Source organism: Isoptericola sp. NPDC055063 (assembly GCF_053608125.1).
Map to the genome: position 1 here is coordinate 308,995 of NZ_JBSGUW010000001.1, position 20,252 is coordinate 329,246.

Annotated in this window: 16 protein-coding genes; 7 read left to right on the top strand and 9 right to left on the bottom strand. The window is 74.2% G+C overall.

The features are described from left to right. The 3 genes from ACWF41_RS01385 to ACWF41_RS01395 all read right to left on the bottom strand — a co-directional run bounded on the left by ACWF41_RS01385 (position 1) and on the right by ACWF41_RS01395 (position 6,361). Complete coding sequence (locus tag ACWF41_RS01385) at positions 1 to 2,892, bottom strand: alpha/beta fold hydrolase (RefSeq protein WP_380346795.1); 2,892 nt, start codon at positions 2,890 to 2,892, stop codon at positions 1 to 3. Beyond that, the gene (locus ACWF41_RS01390) at positions 2,889 to 3,911 is read right to left on the bottom strand and encodes a 3-oxoacyl-ACP synthase III (RefSeq protein ID WP_380325339.1); all 1,023 of its coding nucleotides are present in this window, start codon (positions 3,909 to 3,911) and stop codon (positions 2,889 to 2,891) included. Before ACWF41_RS01390 ends, ACWF41_RS01385 begins: the two co-directional genes overlap by 4 nt. Before the next feature lie 197 nt (positions 3,912 to 4,108). Then, on the bottom strand, positions 4,109 to 6,361 hold the full coding sequence (locus tag ACWF41_RS01395; RefSeq protein ID WP_380325342.1) for a S9 family peptidase: 2,253 nt from the start codon (positions 6,359 to 6,361) through the stop codon (positions 4,109 to 4,111). 225 nt (positions 6,362 to 6,586) lie between these two features. Between ACWF41_RS01395 and ACWF41_RS01400 the strand changes: the two genes are divergently transcribed. Genes ACWF41_RS01400 through ACWF41_RS01415 form a run of 4 tightly spaced genes read left to right on the top strand, consistent with a single transcriptional unit; the run spans position 6,587 to position 10,844 of the window. Next, entirely contained in the window at positions 6,587 to 8,053 is a 1,467-nt protein-coding gene (locus tag ACWF41_RS01400) for a branched-chain amino acid ABC transporter permease (protein ID WP_380325345.1), read from the top strand. Between the two features lie 13 nt (positions 8,054 to 8,066). Next, positions 8,067 to 9,068, top strand: a complete 1,002-nt coding sequence (locus tag ACWF41_RS01405) for a branched-chain amino acid ABC transporter permease (RefSeq protein ID WP_380325348.1) — start codon at positions 8,067 to 8,069, stop codon at positions 9,066 to 9,068. 1 nt (position 9,069) lies between these two features. Then, a complete protein-coding gene (locus ACWF41_RS01410; protein WP_380325351.1) occupies positions 9,070 to 10,068 on the top strand; it encodes an ABC transporter ATP-binding protein in 999 nt (332 codons plus the stop codon). Further along, positions 10,065 to 10,844: an ABC transporter ATP-binding protein gene (locus ACWF41_RS01415; protein ID WP_380325354.1), complete on the top strand. Its 780-nt coding sequence runs from the start codon at positions 10,065 to 10,067 to the stop codon at positions 10,842 to 10,844. Before ACWF41_RS01410 ends, ACWF41_RS01415 begins: the two co-directional genes overlap by 4 nt. A 41-nt stretch (positions 10,845 to 10,885) precedes the next feature. Here the strand turns inward: ACWF41_RS01415 and ACWF41_RS01420 are convergent, their stop codons facing one another. Together ACWF41_RS01420 and ACWF41_RS01425 are read right to left on the bottom strand one after the other, a co-directional pair. Beyond that, complete coding sequence (locus ACWF41_RS01420) at positions 10,886 to 11,548, bottom strand: response regulator (protein ID WP_380326749.1); 663 nt, start codon at positions 11,546 to 11,548, stop codon at positions 10,886 to 10,888. After that, positions 11,545 to 12,816, bottom strand: a complete 1,272-nt coding sequence (locus ACWF41_RS01425) for a sensor histidine kinase (RefSeq protein WP_380326746.1) — start codon at positions 12,814 to 12,816, stop codon at positions 11,545 to 11,547. Before ACWF41_RS01425 ends, ACWF41_RS01420 begins: the two co-directional genes overlap by 4 nt. A 113-nt stretch (positions 12,817 to 12,929) precedes the next feature. Between ACWF41_RS01425 and ACWF41_RS01430 the strand changes: the two genes are divergently transcribed. Continuing rightward, positions 12,930 to 14,033 (top strand): pectin acetylesterase-family hydrolase, encoded by a 1,104-nt coding sequence (locus ACWF41_RS01430; protein WP_380326743.1) that lies wholly within the window; start codon positions 12,930 to 12,932, stop codon positions 14,031 to 14,033. Between the two features lie 85 nt (positions 14,034 to 14,118). Here the strand turns inward: ACWF41_RS01430 and ACWF41_RS01435 are convergent, their stop codons facing one another. Together ACWF41_RS01435 and ACWF41_RS01440 are read right to left on the bottom strand one after the other, a co-directional pair. Beyond that, positions 14,119 to 15,393: an ABC transporter substrate-binding protein gene (locus tag ACWF41_RS01435; protein WP_380326740.1), complete on the bottom strand. Its 1,275-nt coding sequence runs from the start codon at positions 15,391 to 15,393 to the stop codon at positions 14,119 to 14,121. Positions 15,394 to 15,636: 243 nt separating this feature from the next. Further along, entirely contained in the window at positions 15,637 to 16,491 is an 855-nt protein-coding gene (locus ACWF41_RS01440) for an aldo/keto reductase (RefSeq protein WP_380327168.1), read from the bottom strand. A gap of 268 nt (positions 16,492 to 16,759) precedes the next feature. On the opposite strand from ACWF41_RS01440, the gene cspE reads away from it, so the two are divergent. Together cspE and ACWF41_RS01450 are read left to right on the top strand one after the other, a co-directional pair. Next, complete coding sequence (cspE, locus tag ACWF41_RS01445) at positions 16,760 to 16,963, top strand: transcription antiterminator/RNA stability regulator CspE (protein WP_079576569.1); 204 nt, start codon at positions 16,760 to 16,762, stop codon at positions 16,961 to 16,963. Positions 16,964 to 17,155: 192 nt separating this feature from the next. Then, positions 17,156 to 17,932 carry a hypothetical protein gene (locus ACWF41_RS01450; protein WP_380326985.1) on the top strand — a complete coding sequence of 259 codons (777 nt, stop codon included), beginning with the start codon at positions 17,156 to 17,158 and terminating at the stop codon, positions 17,930 to 17,932. A 102-nt stretch (positions 17,933 to 18,034) separates the two neighbouring features. On the opposite strand, the gene ACWF41_RS01455 is transcribed toward ACWF41_RS01450, so the two are convergent. Together ACWF41_RS01455 and ACWF41_RS01460 are read right to left on the bottom strand one after the other, a co-directional pair. Next, the gene (locus tag ACWF41_RS01455) at positions 18,035 to 19,042 is read right to left on the bottom strand and encodes a Gfo/Idh/MocA family protein (RefSeq protein ID WP_380326988.1); all 1,008 of its coding nucleotides are present in this window, start codon (positions 19,040 to 19,042) and stop codon (positions 18,035 to 18,037) included. A gap of 51 nt (positions 19,043 to 19,093) precedes the next feature. Further along, complete coding sequence (locus ACWF41_RS01460) at positions 19,094 to 20,083, bottom strand: Gfo/Idh/MocA family protein (protein WP_380326991.1); 990 nt, start codon at positions 20,081 to 20,083, stop codon at positions 19,094 to 19,096. Positions 20,084 to 20,252: the final 169 nt, after the last annotated feature.

A 20,252-nucleotide genomic window follows, 5' to 3' on the forward strand; every position in this document is an offset into this window, starting at 1 on the left:
TCACGGCGCGCCCCACCGGCCGCCGGTGAGCACGCCGTCGGCCCAGGCGGCGAGGCGGCCGCGGTCGATCTTGGAGTTGTGCCGCACGTCGGTGGGCATCCGCGGCACCACCAGCACGGCCGCCAGCGGCACGGGGGACGCCGCGCGGACGGCGGCTGCGAGCGCCTCGGACGCGAGCCCGGGGCGCCGCACGCCGGCCACGGTCTCGACCACGGCGACCGCCTGCTGCAGCCCGGCCGGGCCGACGCCGACGACGGCGGCGCGCCGCACCTCGGGCACGCGCTCCACGTGCTGCTCGGGGCCCACCGGAGCGAGCGGGCCGTCGGCGGTGCGCAGCACGTGCGCGAGGCGGCCCTCGATCCACAGGCGGCCCTGGTCGTCCAGGTGCCCGACGTCGCCGGTGCGGTGCCAGCGCCCGGGCGGGGTGTCCCGCTCGGCGGCCAGGTCCGTCAGCCACAGGCGGTCGTAGCGCTCCTTGAGGTGCCCGGCGCGCACCAGCACCTCGCCGAGCACGCCGGGCGCGTCGGACGGCGCGCCGGTCGCGGCGCCGTCGTCGTCGAGCGCGCTGACCAGCACCTCGCCGCCGCCGACGGGCAGGCCCACGCACACGCCGTCGTCGGGCGCCGCGGCGGCCTCCCGGATGCCGTCGAGCGTGACGTCGGTGACGAGCAGGCACTCCGTCATCCCGTACGGGGTGTGTGCGGTCGCGGCGGGCATGAGCTCGGCCGCCGAGCCGAGCAGCGCGGCCGAGATGGGCGCCCCCGTGGACAGGACCGTGCGCACGCGGCCGAGGGCGGTGCGGTCGTCGTCGTCCAGCGCGTCCGCGGTCGCGACGACGTTGAGGATCGCGGCCGGGGACAGGAAGACGATGCGCGCGTCCGACGCCCGCACGGCGTCGGCGACCGCCCTCGCGGTCAGGGTCGCGGGCGAGGACACGTCCATCACCGGCGTCACCGACCGCGTGCCGAGCGCGGGGCCCAGCAGGGCGAACGGCGCGAATCCCGTGACCAGGCCCGTCTCGGGCCCGACGTCGAAGTGCGCGGCGAGCGCGTCGCGCAGGGCCGACAGCTCGGCGTGCCGGTAGACGACGCCCTTGGCCGGGCCCGTCGAGCCCGACGTGAACAGTACGGCGGCCTCATCCTCGGGCCCCGGCTCGGGCGGCAGCGGGAGGCCCTCGCCCGCCCGGGCGACGTCGACCAGCTCGTGCGTCACGCCGAGCGCCCGGCGCGCCGCGGGGGCGAGCGGCTCGGCGGAGATCCGCACCCCCGGCCAGCCCAGCGCCCGCGCGGCGGCCAGGCCCTTGCGCTGCGCCACGACGAAGCGCGGCCACGCCCCGCGCTGCGCGCGCGTCAGCCCGCGCACGCCCAGCCCGGCGTCGGCCACGACGACGACGGCGCCGATCCGCAGGCACGCGTACACGACGGCGGTCAGCGTGGGCCCCGGCTCCACCAGCAGCGACACGCGGTCCCCGCGCCGCACGCCGATCCCGTGCAGCCCGGCGGCGATGCGCCGCACCTGCCGGTCCAGCGCCCGCCAGCTCGCCGTGAACGGCCGCCCGTCGGCCCCGGGCACCGACATGTCCAGCACGGCAGCCCCTGGGTCGCCGGCCCGCGCGTCCAGCGCCGCCCACAACGGCACGAAGCGGGACACAGCACCCGCCCCCGCACCGCCGCCGGCTGGGCGCGTCGACGCACGCCCGGTCGGCTCGGCCGACAAATCGAAAGGCACGTTGTCGTACGAGGCGGCGGGGTCGACAAGCTCGGGCGCGGATGTAGACCTTCCCGAAGTGGAGGGCCCCCTGGGGCCCGTGAACGCATCCGCGCCCGAGCTTGTCGACCCCGCCGCCGAACCTGACCCCGCCGCCGAACCCAACCCCGCCGCCGACGGCACCCCGGACAGGAACCGCAGCACCGCCGGCACCCACTCCACGTCCTCCGCGATCAGGTGACCGGCGTCGACGAACCGGTGCACGTGCGCGTGCGGCAGCCGGTGCACGAGGTCGTCGAGGTAGCGGTCGGAGAAGATCGGGTCGTGGGGGCCCCAGAGCATGACGGCGGGCACGGTCAGCGCGGCGACACCGGCCGCGATGCGGTCCAGCTCCGCCGCGCTGGGGTGGGCGTCGTCGACCGGGATGTCGGCGACGAACCCCTCGATGCCGTCGCGCTCGCCGGCGGTGAGGTACGGCAGCCGGTAGGCCGCGGCCACGTCGTCGGCCAGTCGCGGACGGGCCAGCGCGAGCGTGGTCTCGAGGAAGGCGCGCGTGGTGCGGGTGCCGAGCCGGTGCACGGGCCCGGCGAGGGCGAGGCGCAGCGGCGCGGGGACCGGCGCGCCGTCGGGCTGGTGCACGGCGGTGTTGAGGAGCGCGACGCCGGCGAGCTGGTCGGGGTGGTCCACGGCCCAGCCGAGCGAGACGACGCCGCCCCAGTCGTGGCCCAGCGTCACGACGGGCCCCGTCAGGCCGAGCGCGTCGGTGAACGCGCCGAGGTCGGCGACGCGGCGGGCCAGCGGCCGGTGCTCGCCGGTGCGCCCGGACAGGCCCATCTCGAGCTGGTCGACGGCGACGACGCGCCACGCGGGCGCCCCGCCGACAGCAGCGCCGTCGCCCGCGCCGCCGGCCGCGTCGACGGCCGCGTCGCCGGCGCCGGTCACGAGGCGCCGCCACAGGTACGACCAGGTGGGGTTGCCGTGCACGGCGAGCACGGTGCCGACGGGCTCCACGCCCCGGGCGGCGAGCTCCGGCCCGTTGTCGAGGTAGTGCCACGACCCGCCGCGTGCGTCGGTCAGCACGTGGCTGTACCGGGGGTCGAGGCCGGGGAGGCCGGGCGGGACGGTGTCGGCGGGGCGCAGGACGGTCACGGGACGGGTCACGGGGCCGGTCACGACGCCCGTCACCAGGCGAGCTCGAGCATGGCGGTGTTGATGCCGGAGCCCACGCCCATGAGCAGCACCCGGTCCCCGGCGCCCAGGGTGTCCTGCTGCTCCGCCAGCGTGATCGGCACGGACGCCGGCCCGACGTTGCCCAGCCGCTCGTACGTCGTGGGGACGGCGGCGGGGTCCAGGCCGACGGCCTCGACGATCGCGGTGGTGTGCACGCGCGACACCTGGTGCGTGACGTACCGGTCCATCCCGGACCAGTCCCAGTCGGCGACGGCGTCCTTCCAGGCGTCCACGACGAGCTCCAGGCCGCCGTCGAGCAGCGCCTTCGCGTCGGTGAACATGCCCTCGGTGCTGCCCACGCACAGGTCGTGGAACTGCGTCGCGGCGCGGGTCACGCCGCCGACGACGCGGTGCCCCTCCGGGTGCTCGTCGGCGCGGCCGAGCACGGCGGCGGCCGAGCCGGAGCCGAGGGTGAGCGAGGCGAACTCCTGCATGAAGTCGTCGCGGGTGCGGTCGGCGCGCAGCAGCCGCTCGATGGTGCGGTCGTGGATGACGTCGGCGTCCTCGCCGTCCACGACGACGGCGTAGCGGACCTGGCCGGAGTCGATCATCCCGGCGGCGAGGCTCATGCCGTTGATGAAGCCGAGGCAGGCGTTCGCGACGTCGAAGTTCACCGCCGACGACGGCAGCCCCAGCCCGTGGTGCAGCCGCACGGCGACGGAGGGCTCGAGGTGGCGCCGGGTCACGGAGGTGTTGATGAGCAGCCCGACGTCGGCGGGTTCGACGCCCGCCACGCGTAGCGCCTCCTGCCCGGCGGCGACGGTGGCGTCGTCCACGTCCTCGGCGGTGGTCCAGGCCCGGCGCTCCTGCACGCCGGCGACGCGCTGCAGCAGCGTCGTGGGCAGCCGCAGCCGGCGCAGCGCGGGCGCGAGCCGCTTCTGCACGTCGGCGGAGGTCCGTACGCCGGAGGGCAGGCGGCTGGTGACGGCCAGCAGCGAGACGTTGGCGAACCGGGTGGTGGCGTTCCCTGACACACGAGCTCCAGACGGCCGGTCGTGCGGGCGCGCACGGAGCCGGCTCAGCGGCGACGAAGCGGGGCCGCGCGACCCCGGCCCCGCGACGGTACGACGTCCGGGGCGCGCCCGCCGTTCCAGCATCGCGATGTGGGATCGACCACCCCGGGTTCACCCGGGCCGCTCGCGGGCCCCCCTCCGTCCGCCCGCCGGCCGCCTCAGCCCTGCCCGACGCCGAGGACGTCGAGCGTCCACGCGTGCTCGAACGCGATCTCCTCCCAGCGCGCGTACCGGCCGGACACGCCGCCGTGGCCGGCGGACATCTCGATCTTCAGCAGCGCGGGGGCGCCGGCGGCCCGCAGCCGCGCCACCCACTTGGCCGGCTCCACGTAGAGCACGCGCGTGTCGTGCAGCGACGTGGTGGCCAGGACCCGCGGGTACGCGGACGCGTCGTCGGGCACGTTCTCGTACGGGCTGTAGGCCTTCATGCGGGCGTACACGTCGGCGTCGTGCAGGGGGTCGCCCCACTCGTCCCACTCGACGACGGTGAGCGGCAACGTCGGGTCGAGCATCGAGGTCAGCGCGTCGACGAAGGGCACCCCGGCGAGCACGCCGGCGAACAGCCCGGGCGCCAGGTTGAGCGCCGCGCCCACGGTGAGCCCGCCCGCGCTGGCGCCGTCGGCCACCATGCGCTCGGGCGACGTCCAGCCCGTCTCCACGAGGTGGCGGCCGCAGGCGACGAAGTCGGTGAACGTGTGCTCCTTGGCCGCGAGCTTGCCGTCGTCGTACCAGTGCCGGCCCAGCTCGCCGCCGCCGCGCACGTGGGCGACGGCGAACACGACGCCGCGGTCCAGCAGGCTGAGGCGCGGCACGGAGAAGTAGGGGTCGATGCTCGCCTCGTACGCGCCGTACCCGTAGAGCAGCAACGGCGCGGGCTCCGCGCGGGTGCCGGCCCCGTCGAGCGTCACCGCGTCCCGCCGCCACACGAGGCTGATCGGCACCCGCGTGCCGTCCTCGGCCGTGGCCCACTCGCGGCGCTGCGCGTAGTCGGCCGGGTCGTAGCCGCCCAGCACGGGCTGCTGCTTGCGCACGTGCCGCTCGCCGGTGGCGAGGTCCACGTCCAGCACGGTGGCGGGCGTGACGAACGACGTGTGCTGCACCCGCAGCAGCGGCTGCTCCCACGTGGGGTTCGCGTCGAGGGCCACGGAGAACAGCGGCTCGTCGACGTCGATCTCCCGCGGCGTCCACGGCTGGTCCGCCGTCGTGCGCGTGAGGTCGACGACGGCGATGCGCGGCAGGGCCTCGCGCCGCAGGCTCAGCACCACGTGGCGGGCGAAGGCGTCCACGCCCTCGAGCCGCACGTCCGGGTCGTGCGGCACGACGACACGCGCCGCGGCGGGGTCGAGCGGCCCGGCGGAGTGCTGGCCCGCCCGGGCGGGGACGTCGGTGGCGACGAGCGCGAAGTTCTCCGCGCCGTCGTTGTGCAGCACGAGCAGCACGTCGCGGCCGTCGGTGCCGGAGCCGTCGTCGTCCGACGGCAGGACGGCGTGCTCCACCGTGTACTCGACGCCGTCGCGACGCTCCCAGACCGTGCGGAAGTCGCCGGTCGGGTCGTCCGCCTCCAGGACGCGCGCCTCGCTGGTCGTCTTCGACCCTGCCTCGATCACCAGGTAGCGGCGGGAGCGGGTGAGCCCGACGCCGATCCAGAACCGCTCGTCGGGCTCCTCGAGCACGAGCACGTCGTCGGCCGCCGGGGTCCCCACCTCGTGCCGCCACACCCGGTACGGCCGCCACGCGTCGTCGACCGTCGGGTAGAAGAGGTACCGGCCGTCCGGGGTGAGCATCGCGCCGGGGAACGTGTCCTCGACGACGTCGGGCAGGTCCTCGCCCGTCGTCAGGTCGCGCACGCGCAGCGCGAACCGCTCGTCGCCGGTGGTGTCGACGGCGTACGCGAGGCGGGCGCCGTCCTCCGAGACGTCGAACGACCCGAGGGCGAAGAAGTCGTGCCCCTCGGCCGCGGCGTTCTGGTCCAGCAGCACCTGCTCGCCCGCCGGCACCGTGCCCGGCTCGATCCGCGGCGGAGCCCATTCCCCCGCCGCGGGCACGCGGGCGTGGATCGGGTACTGCCGGCCCTCCTCGGTGCGCGTGTAGTACCAGAAGGAGCCCATCCGGACGGGGACGGACAGGTCCGCCTCCAGGGTGCGTGCCTTGATCTCGTCGAACACGTCCTGCCGCAGCGGCGCGAGGTGCGCGAGCTGCGCCTGCGTCCACGCGTTCTCGGCGGCCAGGTGCGCCAGCACCTCGGGCGAGTCCTTGTCGCGCAGCCACTCGTAGTCGTCGACGACGTCGTCGCCGTGGTGCGAGCGGACGGTCGGGCGGCGCTCCGCGACGGGGGCCTCGGCAGGGGCCGCGACGGGCGCGTCCTGCGAGGTGGGGGCGAGATCGGCGGCGGGCGTGAGGTCGTCGGGCACGCGGCCAGCCTAGGTGCCGCCGGCGCCCGGACGGGATCCGCCCGCGTGATGCACGACTGTGACCTGGATCTGTCAGGTGCGTCACATTTTGCTCGCTACACTCACGGCACGCTCGCGAAACCCTGCGGATACATGGGGCCTTTAGTGTCCCTGCATCGACGGGGCGAGCGGGTGGGACCCCGGGCTCGCCCGGGGAACGACACCGACCTACGGAGGACCCGGCCGATGACGACGGACCGACCGACCAGGGCGATCGTGCTGCGCCGCACCGCGGCGGCGCTCGCGATCGCCCTCGCGCCCCTGGCGCTCGCCCTGCCACCAGCACAGGCGAGTCCCGGAGCGGAGAGCGCGGCACACACCACAGCCGCCGAGAGCACGAGCACAGCCATACCCACCGACTGCACCCCCGGCGACTCCACGGCCTGCATCGCCGTCCGGGTGGTCGACGAGGCGGGCGACCCCGTGGCCGACGCGAAGCTGACGATCACCGGTCCCGGCGGGTTCGACGAGACGGTCACCACCACCACGGACCGGATCTCGATCCCCGTCGAGGAGGTGGGCCGGTACACGGTCACCCTCGACCCGTCCTCGCTCCCCGCCGGTCAGGCACCGCCCGCGGAGACGACGACGGAGGTCGTCGCCCAGACCGGCGGCACGGGCCGCGCGGCCTTCCTCCTCGGGACGGCCGCGGAGGACGAGGCCAGCCCGTCGGCCGAGGCCACGACGAGCGCCCCCGCCGACGACGAGACCGCCACCGAGGGCGACGCCGTGGGCACGGCCCCGGAGGGCGACGCCTCCCAGGGCGACCTGTCCTGGGGCCAGGTGTGGCAGCAGTTCGGCTCCGGCATCCGTTTCGGCCTGCTGCTCGCGCTCGCGTCCATCGGCCTGAACCTCGTCTTCGGCACCACCGGGATGTCGAACTTCGCGCACGGAGAGCAGTTCGCCCTCGGCGCGGCACTGGGGTTCATCGCCATCAACCACTGGGGGATGTCGATCTGGCTCGGCGGCGCGCTGACCATCGCCCTCTGCGCCCTCACGGGGCTCGGGCAGGACGCCGCCATCTGGCGGCCGCTGCGCCGCCGCGGCACACCCGTGATGCAGCTGATGATCGTCTCGATCGGCCTCTCGATCACCCTGCAGTACGTGATCCAGCTCTTCATCGGCGGCAGCTCCCTGCGCATCGTGTCGAGCAACCCGAAGCCGCTGACCCTCGTCGGGATCACGCTCAGCACCACGTCGTGGATCTCGATGGCGGTCGCGCTCGTCTGCCTGGTCGGCTTCGCGCTGTTCCTCACGCGCACCCGCCTCGGGCGCGCCACCCGCGCCGTGTCGGACAACCCCGCGCTCGCGTCGGCCACCGGCATCGACCCCGACAAGGTGATCCGCATCGTCTGGGTACTGGCCACCGCGTTCGCGGCGCTGGCGGGGCTCATGTGGGGCATCTCGTACGGGTCGTTCAACTGGCAGGTGGGCGTGCAGCTCCTGCTCCTGATGTTCGCCGCGGTGACCCTCGGCGGGCTGGGCACCGCCTTCGGCGCCCTCGTCGGGTCGATCCTCATCGGCCTCGTCGTCGAGCTGTCCAACCTCGTGATCCAGAGCGACCTGCGGTACGCGTCGGCGCTCGTGATCCTCATCCTCGTGCTCCTGATCAGGCCGCAGGGCATCCTCGGCCGCCGCGAGCGGATCGGCTGAAGGGAGACCGACCATGGACGAGTTCCTCAGAATCCTCACGCAGTCCCTCGCCGAGCTCATCGCACCCACGACGGCTGCGTACGCGGTCGCGGCGATCGGCCTCAACCTGCACTTCGGGTACACCGGCCTGCTCAACATGGGCCAGGCCGGCTTCATGCTGCTCGGCGCGTACGGCTTCGGCATCGCGACCATCGCCGGCGCGCCGTTCTTCCTCGCGCTGGTGATCGCGCTGGCCGCCGGGCTGCTGTTCGCCCTGGTCCTCGGCATCCCCACGCTCCAGCTGCGTGGTGACTACCTGGCCATCGTCACGATCTCGGCGGCGGAGATCATCCGCTGGATCGGCCGGTCCACCTGGCTGCAGGAGTGGACCGGCGGCGCCTCCGGCCTCCAGGGGCGCAACTACAAGGGCACCTTCCAGGACCTGTCGCCCCTGCCGGACGGCCGCACCGCGCTGGGGCCGCTGGAGTACATCAACACCGGGTCCGACTCCTGGTGGACGCGGATCTTCGCGTGGGGCGTCGTCGCCCTGGCCCTGCTGTTCGTCTGGCTCGTCACCCGCAGCCCCTGGGGCCGCGTCCTCAAGGGCATCCGCGAGGACGAGGATGCCGTGCGTGCGCTCGGCAAGAACGTCTACTCGTACAAGCTGCAGTCGCTGGTGCTGGGCGGCATGCTCGGCGCGCTCGGCGGCGTGCTCTACGTGCTGCCGATCACCATCGCGCCCGACGCCATGGGCCGCACGATGACGTTCTTCGTGTGGACCGTGCTGCTGCTCGGCGGCGCCGCCACCGTCTTCGGGCCGGTCCTCGGCGCGATGATCTTCTTCGGCGCCTACATGCTCATGCGCACCGGGATGCGCGCCCTGTCCGAGAACACCGGGGTGGGCGAGATCATCAGCACCACCAACGTGGAGCAGATCGGCGGCATGCTGGTGGGGATCACCCTCATGCTCCTCGTGATCTTCCGGCCGCAGGGCATCCTCGGGAACAAGAAGGAGCTGGCCTTCAATGTCCGCTGACATGTCCGAAGAGACCTCGGCCGGCCAGGACGCCGGCACCGCCCCCGAGCCCGAGTCCGTCGTCGACGCCGCCGCGGCGGCCGCCGTCGCCCCCACCTCCGCCGTCGCGGCAGAGGCCCGCGACGACCTCGCGCACGTCGAGGCCGTCGTCGGGGCGTCCAAGCCGGACGCGATCCTCGTGGCCGACGACGTCGTGCGCCGGTTCGGCGGCATGACGGCGGTCGACGTCGAGCACCTCGAGGTGCAGCGCGGCGCCATCACGGCGCTCATCGGCCCGAACGGCGCCGGCAAGACGACGTTCTTCAACCTCCTCACCGGGTTCGACACCCCGCAGAGCGGGCGCTGGAGCTTCGAGGGGAGGTCGCTCGCCGGCAAGAGCGGGGCCCGCGTCGCCCAGTCGGGGATGGTCCGCACGTTCCAGCTCACCAAGGCGTTGTCGCGGCTCACCGTGCTGCAGAACATGCTGCTCGCGTCCCCGAAGAACCCCGGCGAACGGTTCTGGCTCTCGTGGCTGCCGTTCACCTGGCAGGGGCACGAGAAGGCCGCCACCGAGAAGGCGATGGAGATCCTCGCCCGCTTCAAGCTCGACGCGAAGGCGGACGACTTCGCCGGGTCGCTCTCCGGCGGGCAGCGCAAGCTGCTCGAGATGGCGCGCGCCCTCATGACCGACCCGACGATGATCATGCTCGACGAGCCGATGGCCGGCGTGAACCCGGCCCTCGTGCAGTCGCTGCTGGGGCACGTGCAGGCGCTTCGCGACCAGGGCATGACCGTGCTGTTCGTCGAGCACGACATGCACGCCGTGCGGCACATCTCCGACTGGGTGGTCGTGATGGCGGAGGGCCGCATCGTGGCCGAGGGCCCGCCGACGACGGTGATGCAGGACCAGGCCGTCGTCGACGCGTACCTCGGCGCCCACCACGACACCGACCTCGGCGACGACTCGCTGCTCGACCCCGAGATCCTGGCCCGCCTCGAGGCCGAGGAGGAGAAGCGATGACCGACACCCTGACGACCGAGGCCCACCGCGGCGGCGTCCCCGAGGGCAAGGAGGTCCTGCTCCGGGCCGACGCCCTCGTCGCCGGCTACATCCCCGGCGTGCACATCCTCGACGGCTGCTCGATCGAGGTGGGTAAGGGGGAGCTGGTCGGCATCATCGGCCCCAACGGCGCCGGCAAGTCCACGCTCCTCAAGGCGCTCTTCGGGCTGGTGAAGATCCACTCCGGCACGGTGACGCTCGAGGGCGAGGACATCACGGGCATGAAGGCGAACGCCCTCGTGGCCCGCGGCGTCGGGTTCGTGCCGCAGACCAACAACGTGTTCCCCTCGCTGTCCGTCGAGGAGAACATGCGCATGGGCGTCTACCTGCGGCCCCAGGCGTTCGAGGAGCGGTGGTCGTTCATCCGCGACCTGTTCCCCGTGCTGCACGAGCGCCGCACCCAGCGCGCCGGCGCGATGTCGGGCGGAGAGCGGCAGATGGTCGCCATGGCGCGCGCGCTCATGATGAACCCGTCCGTGCTGCTGCTCGACGAGCCGTCCGCCGGCCTGTCCCCCGTCCGCCAGGACGAGACGTTCCTGCGCACCCGCATGATCAACAAGGCCGGCGTGTCCGTGATCATGGTGGAGCAGAACGCCCGCCGCTGCCTGCAGATCTGCGACCGCGGCTACGTCCTCGACCAGGGCAGGGACGCCTACACCGGCACCGGCCGGGAGCTCCAGTCCGACCCGAAGGTCATCTCCCTCTACCTCGGCTCCCTCGCGGAGGACACGAAGTAGCACGGCTCCGGGACGACGGCGCGGGCTGGTCCGCGCGGGCATCACGCGCCCGCGCGGACCAGCCCGCACTCGTAGGAGAAGATCACCGCCTGCACGCGGTCGCGCAGCCCGAGCTTCGCCAGCACGGCGCTGACATGGCCCTTCACGGTGGCCTCGGTGACGAACAGCCGGCCCGCGACCTCCGCGTTGGACAGCCCCCGCGCCACCAGCCCCAGCACCTCGCGCTCGCGCGCGGTGAGGAGGTCGAGCTCCGCCGCGGTGCGGGGCAGCGGGTCGCCCGACGTGCCGATGTGCCGCTCGATGAGCCGCCGCGTGATCGGCGGCGCCACGATCGCGTCCCCGCGCGCCACGGCCCGGATCGCCGAGAGCAGGTCGGCGGCGAGCGCGTCCTTGAGGAGGAAGCCGCCCGCGCCGGCCCGGAGCGCCGCATACACGTACTCGTCGAGGTCGAACGTCGTGAGCACCAGGACGCGCGGGCCGTCCGGTGGCCCGGCGCAGATGCGCCGCGTGCCCTCCAGCCCGTCGACACCCGGCATCCGGACGTCCATCAGCACGACGTCGGGACGGGTCTCGGCGGCCAGGTCGGCCGCGGCGGCGCCGTCGTCGGCCTCGCCGACGACCTCCATGTCGTCGGCGTTCTCCAGGATCATCCGCAGACCCGCCCGGATCAGGGCCTGGTCGTCCGCGACGAGCACCCGCGTCACGGCGCCACCTCCCGCGCCCAGGGCACCGCGGGGTCGAGCGGCAGGCGGGCGCGCACGGCGAAGCCCCGGCGCGGGCCCGGCCCCGCGGACACCTCGCCTCCCAGCAGCGCGGCGCGCTCACGCATGCCCCGCAGCCCGTTCCCGCCGTGGTCGCGCTCGCCCCGGTCGTCGGCCCGGTCCGGCCCGTCGTCGCTCACCTCGAGGGTCAGCGCGCCGTCGTCGTACGACACCAGCACCTGGGCGGACGCCGCAGGCCCGGCGTGCCGCATGACGTTGGTCAGCGACTCCTGGAGGATCCGGAACGCCGCGGCGTCCACCGCGGCCGCGAGGGGGCGCGGTGCGCCCTCGACGTGGAGCGCGACGGGCGTGCCTGCCTGCCGCACCCGGTCGACGAGGCCGGCCAGGTCCGCCAGCCCGGGCTCCGAGGCCGGGCCGCGGTCCGGCCGGTCGTCCGGCCGGTCGTCGCGTCCGTCGTCCGGCGCCAGCGCCTGCCGCATGTCCGCCAGGGAGGCGCGGCCGGTCGCGACGATGGCGTCCAGGGCCGCCAGGGTGTCGGCGGGACGCCGTTCGAACGCCGCCGCCCCGCCCTGCGCCTGCATGACGATGACGGCGAGGCCGTGCGCGACGACGTCGTGCATCTCGCGGGTGAGGCGGGCGCGCTCCGCCGCGACGGCGAGGGCGGCCCGCTGGTCGCGCTCGCGCTCCAGGTCGCGCGCCCGTGCCTCGAGCTCTGCGAGGTAGGCGCGGCGGGACCGCACGCCCCAGCCGAGCGCCCACGATGCCGCCAGCAGGGGGCCGAGCACCGCGGGACCGCCCCACGACGACGGCGCCGGCGCGCCGCCCGCGCCGAGCGTCTCCCCGCCCGCGCCGAACCCGCCGCCCCCACCGGCCGACGCGACGACGAGCGACCAGGCCGTCACCACCGCGAGCCCTGCGCCCAGCGCGACGAGCGAGACCCGCCGGGGGCGCAGCACCGCGACGGTCGCGACCGTGACCAGCACGGCGACGTCGGCCGGAGCCGGGCCGGCTCCCAGCGCCATCCGCGCCACGGCGGCGAGCAGCGCCGCGGTGAAGGCCGGCACAGGCCACCGCCGCCGCAGGACCACGGCCGCGACGCCGACGGCGGTCGCCGCCCACCAGACGACGGCCGTCCCCGGTGCAGGGTCGGCGACCACGGCGGTGCCGGCCAGCAGCAGCGCTGCCAGGCCGGCGTCCTGGAACCACGGGCTGCGCAGGGCGCTCCGTCGGGCCTCCCCGGGAGTGTTCATGGCCTCCACAGAGTAGGCCGGGGCCACGCCGCCGGACACCCGTCGCAGGTCGGGGTTCGAGACCCGACCACGGACGGGTGCGCCGCGGGGCCGGCGCCGCCCAGCCTGGACGCATGACTCCGACCCGTCTCACCCGCCTCACCCGTCGCTCCCGGCGTCGGCGAGCCGCCGGCGTCCCGGTCCTCGCCGTCGCGCTCGCGGCCGCGCTCGGCGCCTGCACCCCCGCACCCGGGCTGGAGTGGGACACGGTCGCCGCGCCCGCCGGGTGCCGCTGCGCCGACGGCAGCCCGTTCCAGTTCTGGCAACGCCGGGCGGACACGAAGCGGGTCGTCCTCTTCCTCAACGGCGGCGGGGTGTGCTGGGACGCCGCGACCTGCGCGCTCACGGGCGAGCACGGCGAGAGCGACGTCTACGACTGGAGCGTCCGGGGCACGGAGCCGGAGAACCGCAGCGGGATGTTCGACGTCACCCGCAAGGACAACCCGTTCCGCGACTGGTCCTTCGTCTACGTCAGCTCCTGCACCGGCGACGCGCACCTGGGCGACACGACCGGCGACTACGGGGGCGGCCTCTCCGTGGAGCACCGGGGCGCCGTCAACGGCCGCGCCGCGCTCGACCACCTCGCCGCGACGTACCCCGACGCCACGGACGTCGTCGTCATCGGCAAGACCGCGGGGTCGGTGGCCGCGCCGCTCTACGGCGGGATGGTCGCCGACCTGCTGCCCGATGCCCGGGTGACCGTCCTCGGCGCGCAGTCCGGCGCCTGGCCCGACCACCCCGGCCTCGACGAGAGCGTGCTGGACGCGCGCTGGGGTGCCTTCGACGCCGCGCCGCAGTGGGCGGTCGACGGGCTCGCCGCCCGCGCGTGGGGTCCCCCCGCCTTCTGGGTGCAGGCGGGCCACCACGACCCCGACCTCGTGCTGGGCCGCTTCGACTACGCGTACGACCCCCACGCGTCGTCCGAGGTGGCCCGCTGGATCCCCGGCGACCCGCCCGACCTCCTCGCGCAGATCGACGCGAACGAGGCACGGATCGAGGCCGCCGGCGTGCCCGTGCACAGCTACACCGCGCCGGGGGCGGGACACGGGATCTTCGAGCTCGACGCGTTCTACTCCACCCGCGTCGACGGCGTCCGCCTGGTCGACTGGATCGCCGAGCTCGTCGGAGACGACCCGCCCGCCGACGTCCGCTGCACGGACTGCGCTGCCGCCCCGTAGCCCCGGCCGCGGCGTACGACGACGGCCCGGACGCTCGCGGGGAGCGGCCGGACCGTCGTGGGTGACCGAGGTCAACGAGCGAGGATCACTCCTCGATCTTGCCCTCGATCTGCTTCTGGAAGGTGTAGGTGTTGTCGGCGCCGTACTTGTAGATGCCGATGAAGGCGGACGTCGGGTCGTTCGACTCGTTGAGCGGCCCGATACCGGACTTGCCGACGTAGTTGATGTCCTCGCCCGCCTCGAGCGCCTTGACGCCGTCGGCGAACGTCTTCACCTCCGTGCCGCCGTTGGCACCGGAGACCGCGCGGATGTTCTTCGAGATGGTCTCGCCGTCGGTGCCCTTGCCCTTCACGGCCGCGAGGGCGGCGAGGACGGTGGCGTCGTACGACTCGGCCGAGTACGAGAAGTCCTCGAGCTCGCCCTTCTCGTTGGCGCTGTACCAGGTCTTGAGCTGCTCGCGGAAGGCGTCGTCCGCCTGCGCGCCGGGCAGCGTGCCCTGGACGCCCTCGAGGGTGCCCTTGTCGAACTTGTCGCCGTAGTTGGAGAGGTTGCCGTCCACGAAGTACGTGTTGCCCTTGAAGTCCCAGCCCTGCGCGACGAGCTCGTTGACGATGGCGACGGTCTCCTCGAACGCGACGATCGAGATGGCGTCGGGCTTCTGGGCGAGGAGGTCGGTCACCTGGGCGCCGAAGTTGGTCTCGCCCGGGGCGAACTCGTTGCCGGCGCCCTTGCCGCCGTAGACCGCCTCGCAGCCGTCCTTCTTGAGCGTCTCCTCGATGACGTCGCGCAGGCCCGTGCCGTACGCCTCGTTCTGCACGAGGAAGCCGACCTTGCAGTGGCCGTCGTCGAGGATGAGCGAGCCGTGGGCCGCGCCCTGGACGGTGTCCGGCGGGGCGGTGCGGGCGAAGAAGTCGCCGTAGCCGGAGAGGTCCTGGGCCGTGTTGGCCGGCGAGATCTCCATGACCCCGGCCTCTTCGAACTGGTCGACGACGCCGAGGGTGACGGCGGAGGACGCCGCGCCGATCGCGACGGACACGCCCTTGCTGATCAGGTCGGTGGCGGTGCTCTTGGCCACCGAGAGGTCGGTGCTGTCGCCCGAGTCGCCCCACTCGACCTTCACGTCGTTGCCGAGGACGCCCCCGGCCTTGTTGATGTCCTCGATGGCGAGGCCGACGCCGGCGATCTCCGGCGGGCCGAGGAACGCGAGGGTGCCGGTGACCGGGAGGATCGTGCCGATCTTCAGCGGGTCGGAGGAGCCGCCTTCGTCCCCTCCGCCGTCGGAGGAGCCGCACGCCGTGAGGCCCAGGCTGAGAACTGCCGCGAGGGCGAGGCCCCTGGCGACCGTGGTTCGTCGGATCATGCTGTATCCCCTTTTGGAGGTGGGACGTTCGCGGGCTCAACACCGCATTCAGTGCCGCTGAACGTAGCGAGAATGTATGTCCGCGACGTGTCGCGCGGGTCACTCCCTGCGGATCGTGACAAACCTGTTATCTGCGTCACACTAGCCCCGGCGAACGGCGCCGGGAACGGTGGCGGCGGCCGCCCCGGTGCACCCACCGGGACGGCCGCCGTCGCGCGGGTCGTCCTGCCTCCAGGCCGAGCGTCAGTCGCGCATCTGCGTGAACGCCGCGGTGGCCGGGTCCGCGCCCGTACGCCCCGCCACGCCCGCCTCCAGCGCGTCGATCGACGCGACCTGCGCGGGCGAGAGCTCGAAGGAGAAGACGTCCAGGTTGGTGGCCTGGCGCGCCACGGACAGCGACTTGGGGATGACGACGCGGCCCTGCTGCACGGCCCAGCGCAGCACGACCTGCGCCGGCGTGACCCCCAGCTCCGTGGCCGCCGCGACGACCGCGGGCGCGTCGAGGTCGGCGCCGCGGCCGAGCGGGGAGTACGCCTCGACGGCGATGCCGAGGTCCCGGCAGTGCTGCTGCAGCGCCGCCTGCTGGAACGTGGGATGCACCTCGATCTGGTTCACAGCGGGCACGACGTCCGTCTCGGCGACCAGCCGGTCCAGGTGCTCCACCAGGAAGTTCGAGACGCCGATGGCACGCACGGCGCCGTCGGCGAGGAGCTTCTCGAACGCGCGCCACGTCTCCACGTAAAGATCGGCGCTCGGCACCGGCCAGTGGATCAGGTAGAGGTCCACCTGGTCGACGCCGAGGGCCCGACGGGAGTCCTCGAACGCGCGCAGCGCCCGCTCGTACCCCTGGTCCCCGTTGCGGAGCTTGGTGGTGACGAACAGGTCCTCGCGCGGCAGACCGGACGCGCGGAGCGCGGCGCCGACGCCGGCCTCGTTGTAGTAGGCCGCGGCGGTGTCCACGTGCCGGTAGCCGAGCTCGAGGGCCTGCTCGACGTTGGCCTGGGTGCCGTCGTCGGGCACCTGGAAGACGCCGAGGCCGAGCTGCGGGATCCGGACGCCACCGGGCAGGGACAGGGAGGGGACGGAAGAGGTGGTCATGACTCCTTTCTATCGGCCCCGTCCACCGGTGCGCCCACCCTGTGGACCACCTGTGCGTGAACACTGGTGCCCGTGCTCGTGCTCGCGTACCGTTGTGCCCGTTGCAGTGCCTCGCTCGATCCGGACGGTCTCCGTCCGCGCCACGGCGGTCGCGTCGTCAGGACTGACGCTCTCGCCCGGCGGACCTTGGTCTCAAGAGTTGACGACGATTCACCGTGATGCGCGATCTCGACGGTCGAGGTCGTCGACACCTCTTGAAGGAGTAAGCATGGCCACCGGAACCGTGAAGTGGTTCAACAGCGAGAAGGGCTACGGCTTCATCGCCCCCGAGGACGGCTCGGCCGACGTGTTCGTCCACTTCTCCGCGATCCAGTCCCAGGGCTACCGTTCCCTGGACGAGGAGCAGCGCGTCGAGTTCGACGTGACGCAGGGCCCGAAGGGCCCGCAGGCGGAGAACGTCCGCCCGCTCTGATCTCACCGCCCGGCCGGCTGACGCCGGCCGCGTGAGTCGCACGGCCCGCACCCCGCTCGTCGGGGTGCGGGCCGTCGCCGTTCCCGGGCCCGGCGTCCGCGGGCATGCGCCCAGGCATGGGCGCATCGCACGACGGCGGGAGAATCCTCGCCGCGGCGGGAACGGCGCCCGCACGGCAGGCGTTCACCCCGTATGGGACTCCTCGACCGACTTCTCGGCAGAACCCACGACGAGCGCTCGTACCACGGCGTGCCCGGGCGGCCCGACTACGGCGCCTCCCGCGCCGGCGAGTCGCCCGGCAAGCACGGGTACGCCCCGCACCCGGACCAGCAGCCCGCCGGGCGGCCCGGCGACCGCGTGCCTGCGGCGCACCGCGACCCCGACGAGGTGGCCGTCGAGCGGTATCGCTACCTGCTGCGCACGGCGCCGCCGGACGCCGTCGAGCAGGCGCACGCCGAGGCGTTCGCCCGCCTGACGCCGGAGCAGCGGCAGCGCGTGCTCCAGGACCTCGGGTCCGGCCTGCCGCCGGCCGAGCGCGCGGCCTCCGACGACCCGCAGTCCCTCGCCCGCATGGCCACCCGCGCCGAGCTGCGCAACCCTGGGACGCTGGAGCAGTCGTTCCGCGGGCAGGGCGGGTACGGCGCCCGCGGCCCGAGCTTCGGGTCGATGATGGGCTCCAGCCTGCTCGGCACCGTCGCCGGCGTCGTCATCGGCTCGGCCGTGGCCAACGCGATGTTCGGCCCCGCCTTCGGCGACCCGTCGCAGGACTTCGCCGGCGACGCGGGCGGTGGCGACGGCGGCGGTGACGCGGGCGCCGACGCGGGCGGTGACGCCGGGTACACCGACGCCGCCGGTGCGGACCCCGGCTACGGCGGGGACACCGGCGGCGACATGGGCGGCTTCGGGGACTTCGGCGGCGGTGACTTCGGGGGCGGCGACTTCGGCGGCGGCGACTTCGGAGGGTTCTGACCCCACGACGCACAGGGCCCGCGGCGACCGGTGTCGGTCCCCGCGGGCCCCGCCGTGCTCGCGGCGACGGCGACCGGCGACTCCGGTCGGCGCGTCGTCGCGTCACACGCCGGCGACGTCGACCGCCTGCCCGGTGCGCGCGCTCTCGTAGGCCGCGAGGATGATGCCGAGCACGGCGATCCCCTCGGCCTCCGTGTTCAGCGGACGGCGGCCGGTCTCGAGGCAGTCGACGAAGTCGACGATCTCCGCGGCGAAGGTGTTCACGGCCTCGTGCTCGTAGACCTGCTCGTCCTCGCCGCGCACCTTCACGCGCAGGGTCGTTCCGTCCGAGCTGAGCGACCCCTTCGAGCCGACGACGCTGAACCGGTCGGTGCCCGGCGCGGCGTCGTAGGCCCACGAGGTGACCAGCTGGCCGACGCTGCCGTTGTCGAAGCGCACGAGCACCTGGGCGGAGTCCTCGCCCTCCATGAACGTCAGGCGATGGGTCGACATCATGGCGAAGGCCTGCACGGGCCGCCCGCCAGACAGGTGCATCAGCAGGTACGTCGGGTGGTATCCCGTGTCGATGAACTCGCCGCCGCCGCTCGTCGCGGCGTGGGCGCGCCATCCCATGGTGTCGGGGTCGAAGTCGTTGAAGAACGAGTCGGTGGTGCGCACCTCGTAGACGTCGCCCAGCACGCCGGAGTCGATGACCTCCTTGGCCCGGGCGACGGCGGGCATGAACAGCTGGTTGTGCGCGCACATCAAGGTCACGCCGGCCGCCTCGACCGCCGCGCGCACCTCGGCTGCCTCCTCGGCGGTCAGGCACAGCGGCTTCTCGCAGAGGATGTGCTTGCCCGCCTTGGCCGCGGCCACGATCGCCGCCCGGTGCAGGTGGTGCGGCAGGCAGATGTCGACGGCGTCGACCTCCGGGTCGTTCACGAGCTCGGTGAAGTCGGCGTACGCGCGGGCGCCGGTCTCCTCGGCGCGACGGGCGAGGGTCTCGGGCACCGCGTCGGCGATCGCGGTGACCGTCACGCGGTCGGGGATGGTGGCGTACCCCGCGAGGTGGGCGCCGGCGATGCCGCCGGCGCCGATCAGGCCGATGCGGACGGGAGGGGTCACGGTCATGGTGGGTCCAGTTCTCCGGTGGGGCGGGTTCTCCGGTGGGGCAGCCGTCGGTCAGGCCTGCGCTGCGGTGAGCGCGACGGCGCTCGCGGCCTCGACGAGCGCGGTCAGCGACCGGGCCCGCGCGAGGTTGTCCTCGAGGTCCGCTCCGGAGCGGATCGCGTCCGCCCACTGCGCGAAGAGGATCGGCTGGTGGGCGGGCAGGTCCACGCGGGACGAGCCCTCGCGGGTGGTCAGGCGCATCACGGCCGCGCCGTCGTCGTCGGTCTCGAAGCCGTGCAGCAGGGAGCCGTCGGTGCCGTGCACCTCGATCGTGAACGGGCTCGCCGGGGTGACGAAGCCCGTCTCGATGACGCCGATCGCGCCGTCGGGCGTGGCGACGGTGACCGACGCGTTGTCCTCGACGCCGCGCCCGGTCTGGTCCGTCCAGGTGGGGCGCACCGAGACGACCTCGTCGCCCAGGATCAGCTGGGTGAGGTAGACGGGGTGCGCGCCCAGGTCGACGAAGGCGCCGCCCAGCGCCTCGGAGCGGTCGTAGAAACGGGTCGGCAGCCAGTCGGCGGTGGAGCCGTCGTGGGCCAGGCGGACCCGCGAGTACGTGATCCGGCCGAGGGTGCCGGCGTCGAGGATCTCGCGCAGGGCCAGCGTGTAGCCGTGCGTGAGCCGCGGCAGGGAGACGACCAGCCGGACGTCGGCGGCCCGGGCGGCGGCGATGAGGGCGTCGCAGCCCTCGACGGTCGGGGCGAGCAGCTTCTCGGTGAAGACGTGCTTGCCCGCCGCCAGGGCCTTGCCGATCACCTCGACGTGGTCGCTGGTGGCGGCGGTGACGGTCACGCCGTCGAGGTCGTCGCGCGCCAGCAGGGCGTCGAGGTCGGTCGTGGCCTCGACGCCGAGCCGCTCGGCGAGGTCACGGCCGCGCTCGGCGTCGTCGTCCCAGACCGCGACGAGCTCCGTGTCGTGGTGGTCGATCGCGGCGCGCCCGTACTCCTCGGCGTGCACGTGCCATGCGCTGAGCACGGCGATCCGCAGGGGGGTGGTGGTCATGACGGCATCTGCTCCTGGATGGGGTGCGTCTGGTCGTGGGGGGGACCAAAGAAAACCCCCCCCCCCCCCCCCCCCCCCCCCCCCCCCCCCCCCCTTCCCCCCCCCCCCCCCCCCCCCCCTCCCTCCCCCCCCCCCCCCCCCCCCCCCCCCCCCCCCCCCCCCCCCCTAC

Bases quoted from the DNA above. Each gene is read 5' to 3' on its own strand.
- ACWF41_RS01400 (WP_380325345.1), top strand. From the start codon at position 6,587: ATGACGACGGACCGACCGACCAGGGCGATCGTGCTGCGCCGCACCGCG.
- ACWF41_RS01405 (WP_380325348.1), top strand. From the start codon at position 8,067: ATGGACGAGTTCCTCAGAATCCTCACGCAGTCCCTCGCCGAGCTCATC.
- ACWF41_RS01410 (WP_380325351.1), top strand. From the start codon at position 9,070: ATGTCCGAAGAGACCTCGGCCGGCCAGGACGCCGGCACCGCCCCCGAG.
- ACWF41_RS01415 (WP_380325354.1), top strand. From the start codon at position 10,065: ATGACCGACACCCTGACGACCGAGGCCCACCGCGGCGGCGTCCCCGAG.
- ACWF41_RS01425 (WP_380326746.1), bottom strand. From the start codon at position 12,816: ATGAACACTCCCGGGGAGGCCCGACGGAGCGCCCTGCGCAGCCCGTGG.
- ACWF41_RS01430 (WP_380326743.1), top strand. From the start codon at position 12,930: ATGACTCCGACCCGTCTCACCCGCCTCACCCGTCGCTCCCGGCGTCGG.
- ACWF41_RS01435 (WP_380326740.1), bottom strand. From the start codon at position 15,393: ATGATCCGACGAACCACGGTCGCCAGGGGCCTCGCCCTCGCGGCAGTT.
- ACWF41_RS01440 (WP_380327168.1), bottom strand. From the start codon at position 16,491: ATGACCACCTCTTCCGTCCCCTCCCTGTCCCTGCCCGGTGGCGTCCGG.
- cspE (WP_079576569.1), top strand. From the start codon at position 16,760: ATGGCCACCGGAACCGTGAAGTGGTTCAACAGCGAGAAGGGCTACGGC.
- ACWF41_RS01450 (WP_380326985.1), top strand. From the start codon at position 17,156: ATGGGACTCCTCGACCGACTTCTCGGCAGAACCCACGACGAGCGCTCG.
- ACWF41_RS01455 (WP_380326988.1), bottom strand. From the start codon at position 19,042: ATGACCGTGACCCCTCCCGTCCGCATCGGCCTGATCGGCGCCGGCGGC.
- ACWF41_RS01460 (WP_380326991.1), bottom strand. From the start codon at position 20,083: ATGACCACCACCCCCCTGCGGATCGCCGTGCTCAGCGCATGGCACGTG.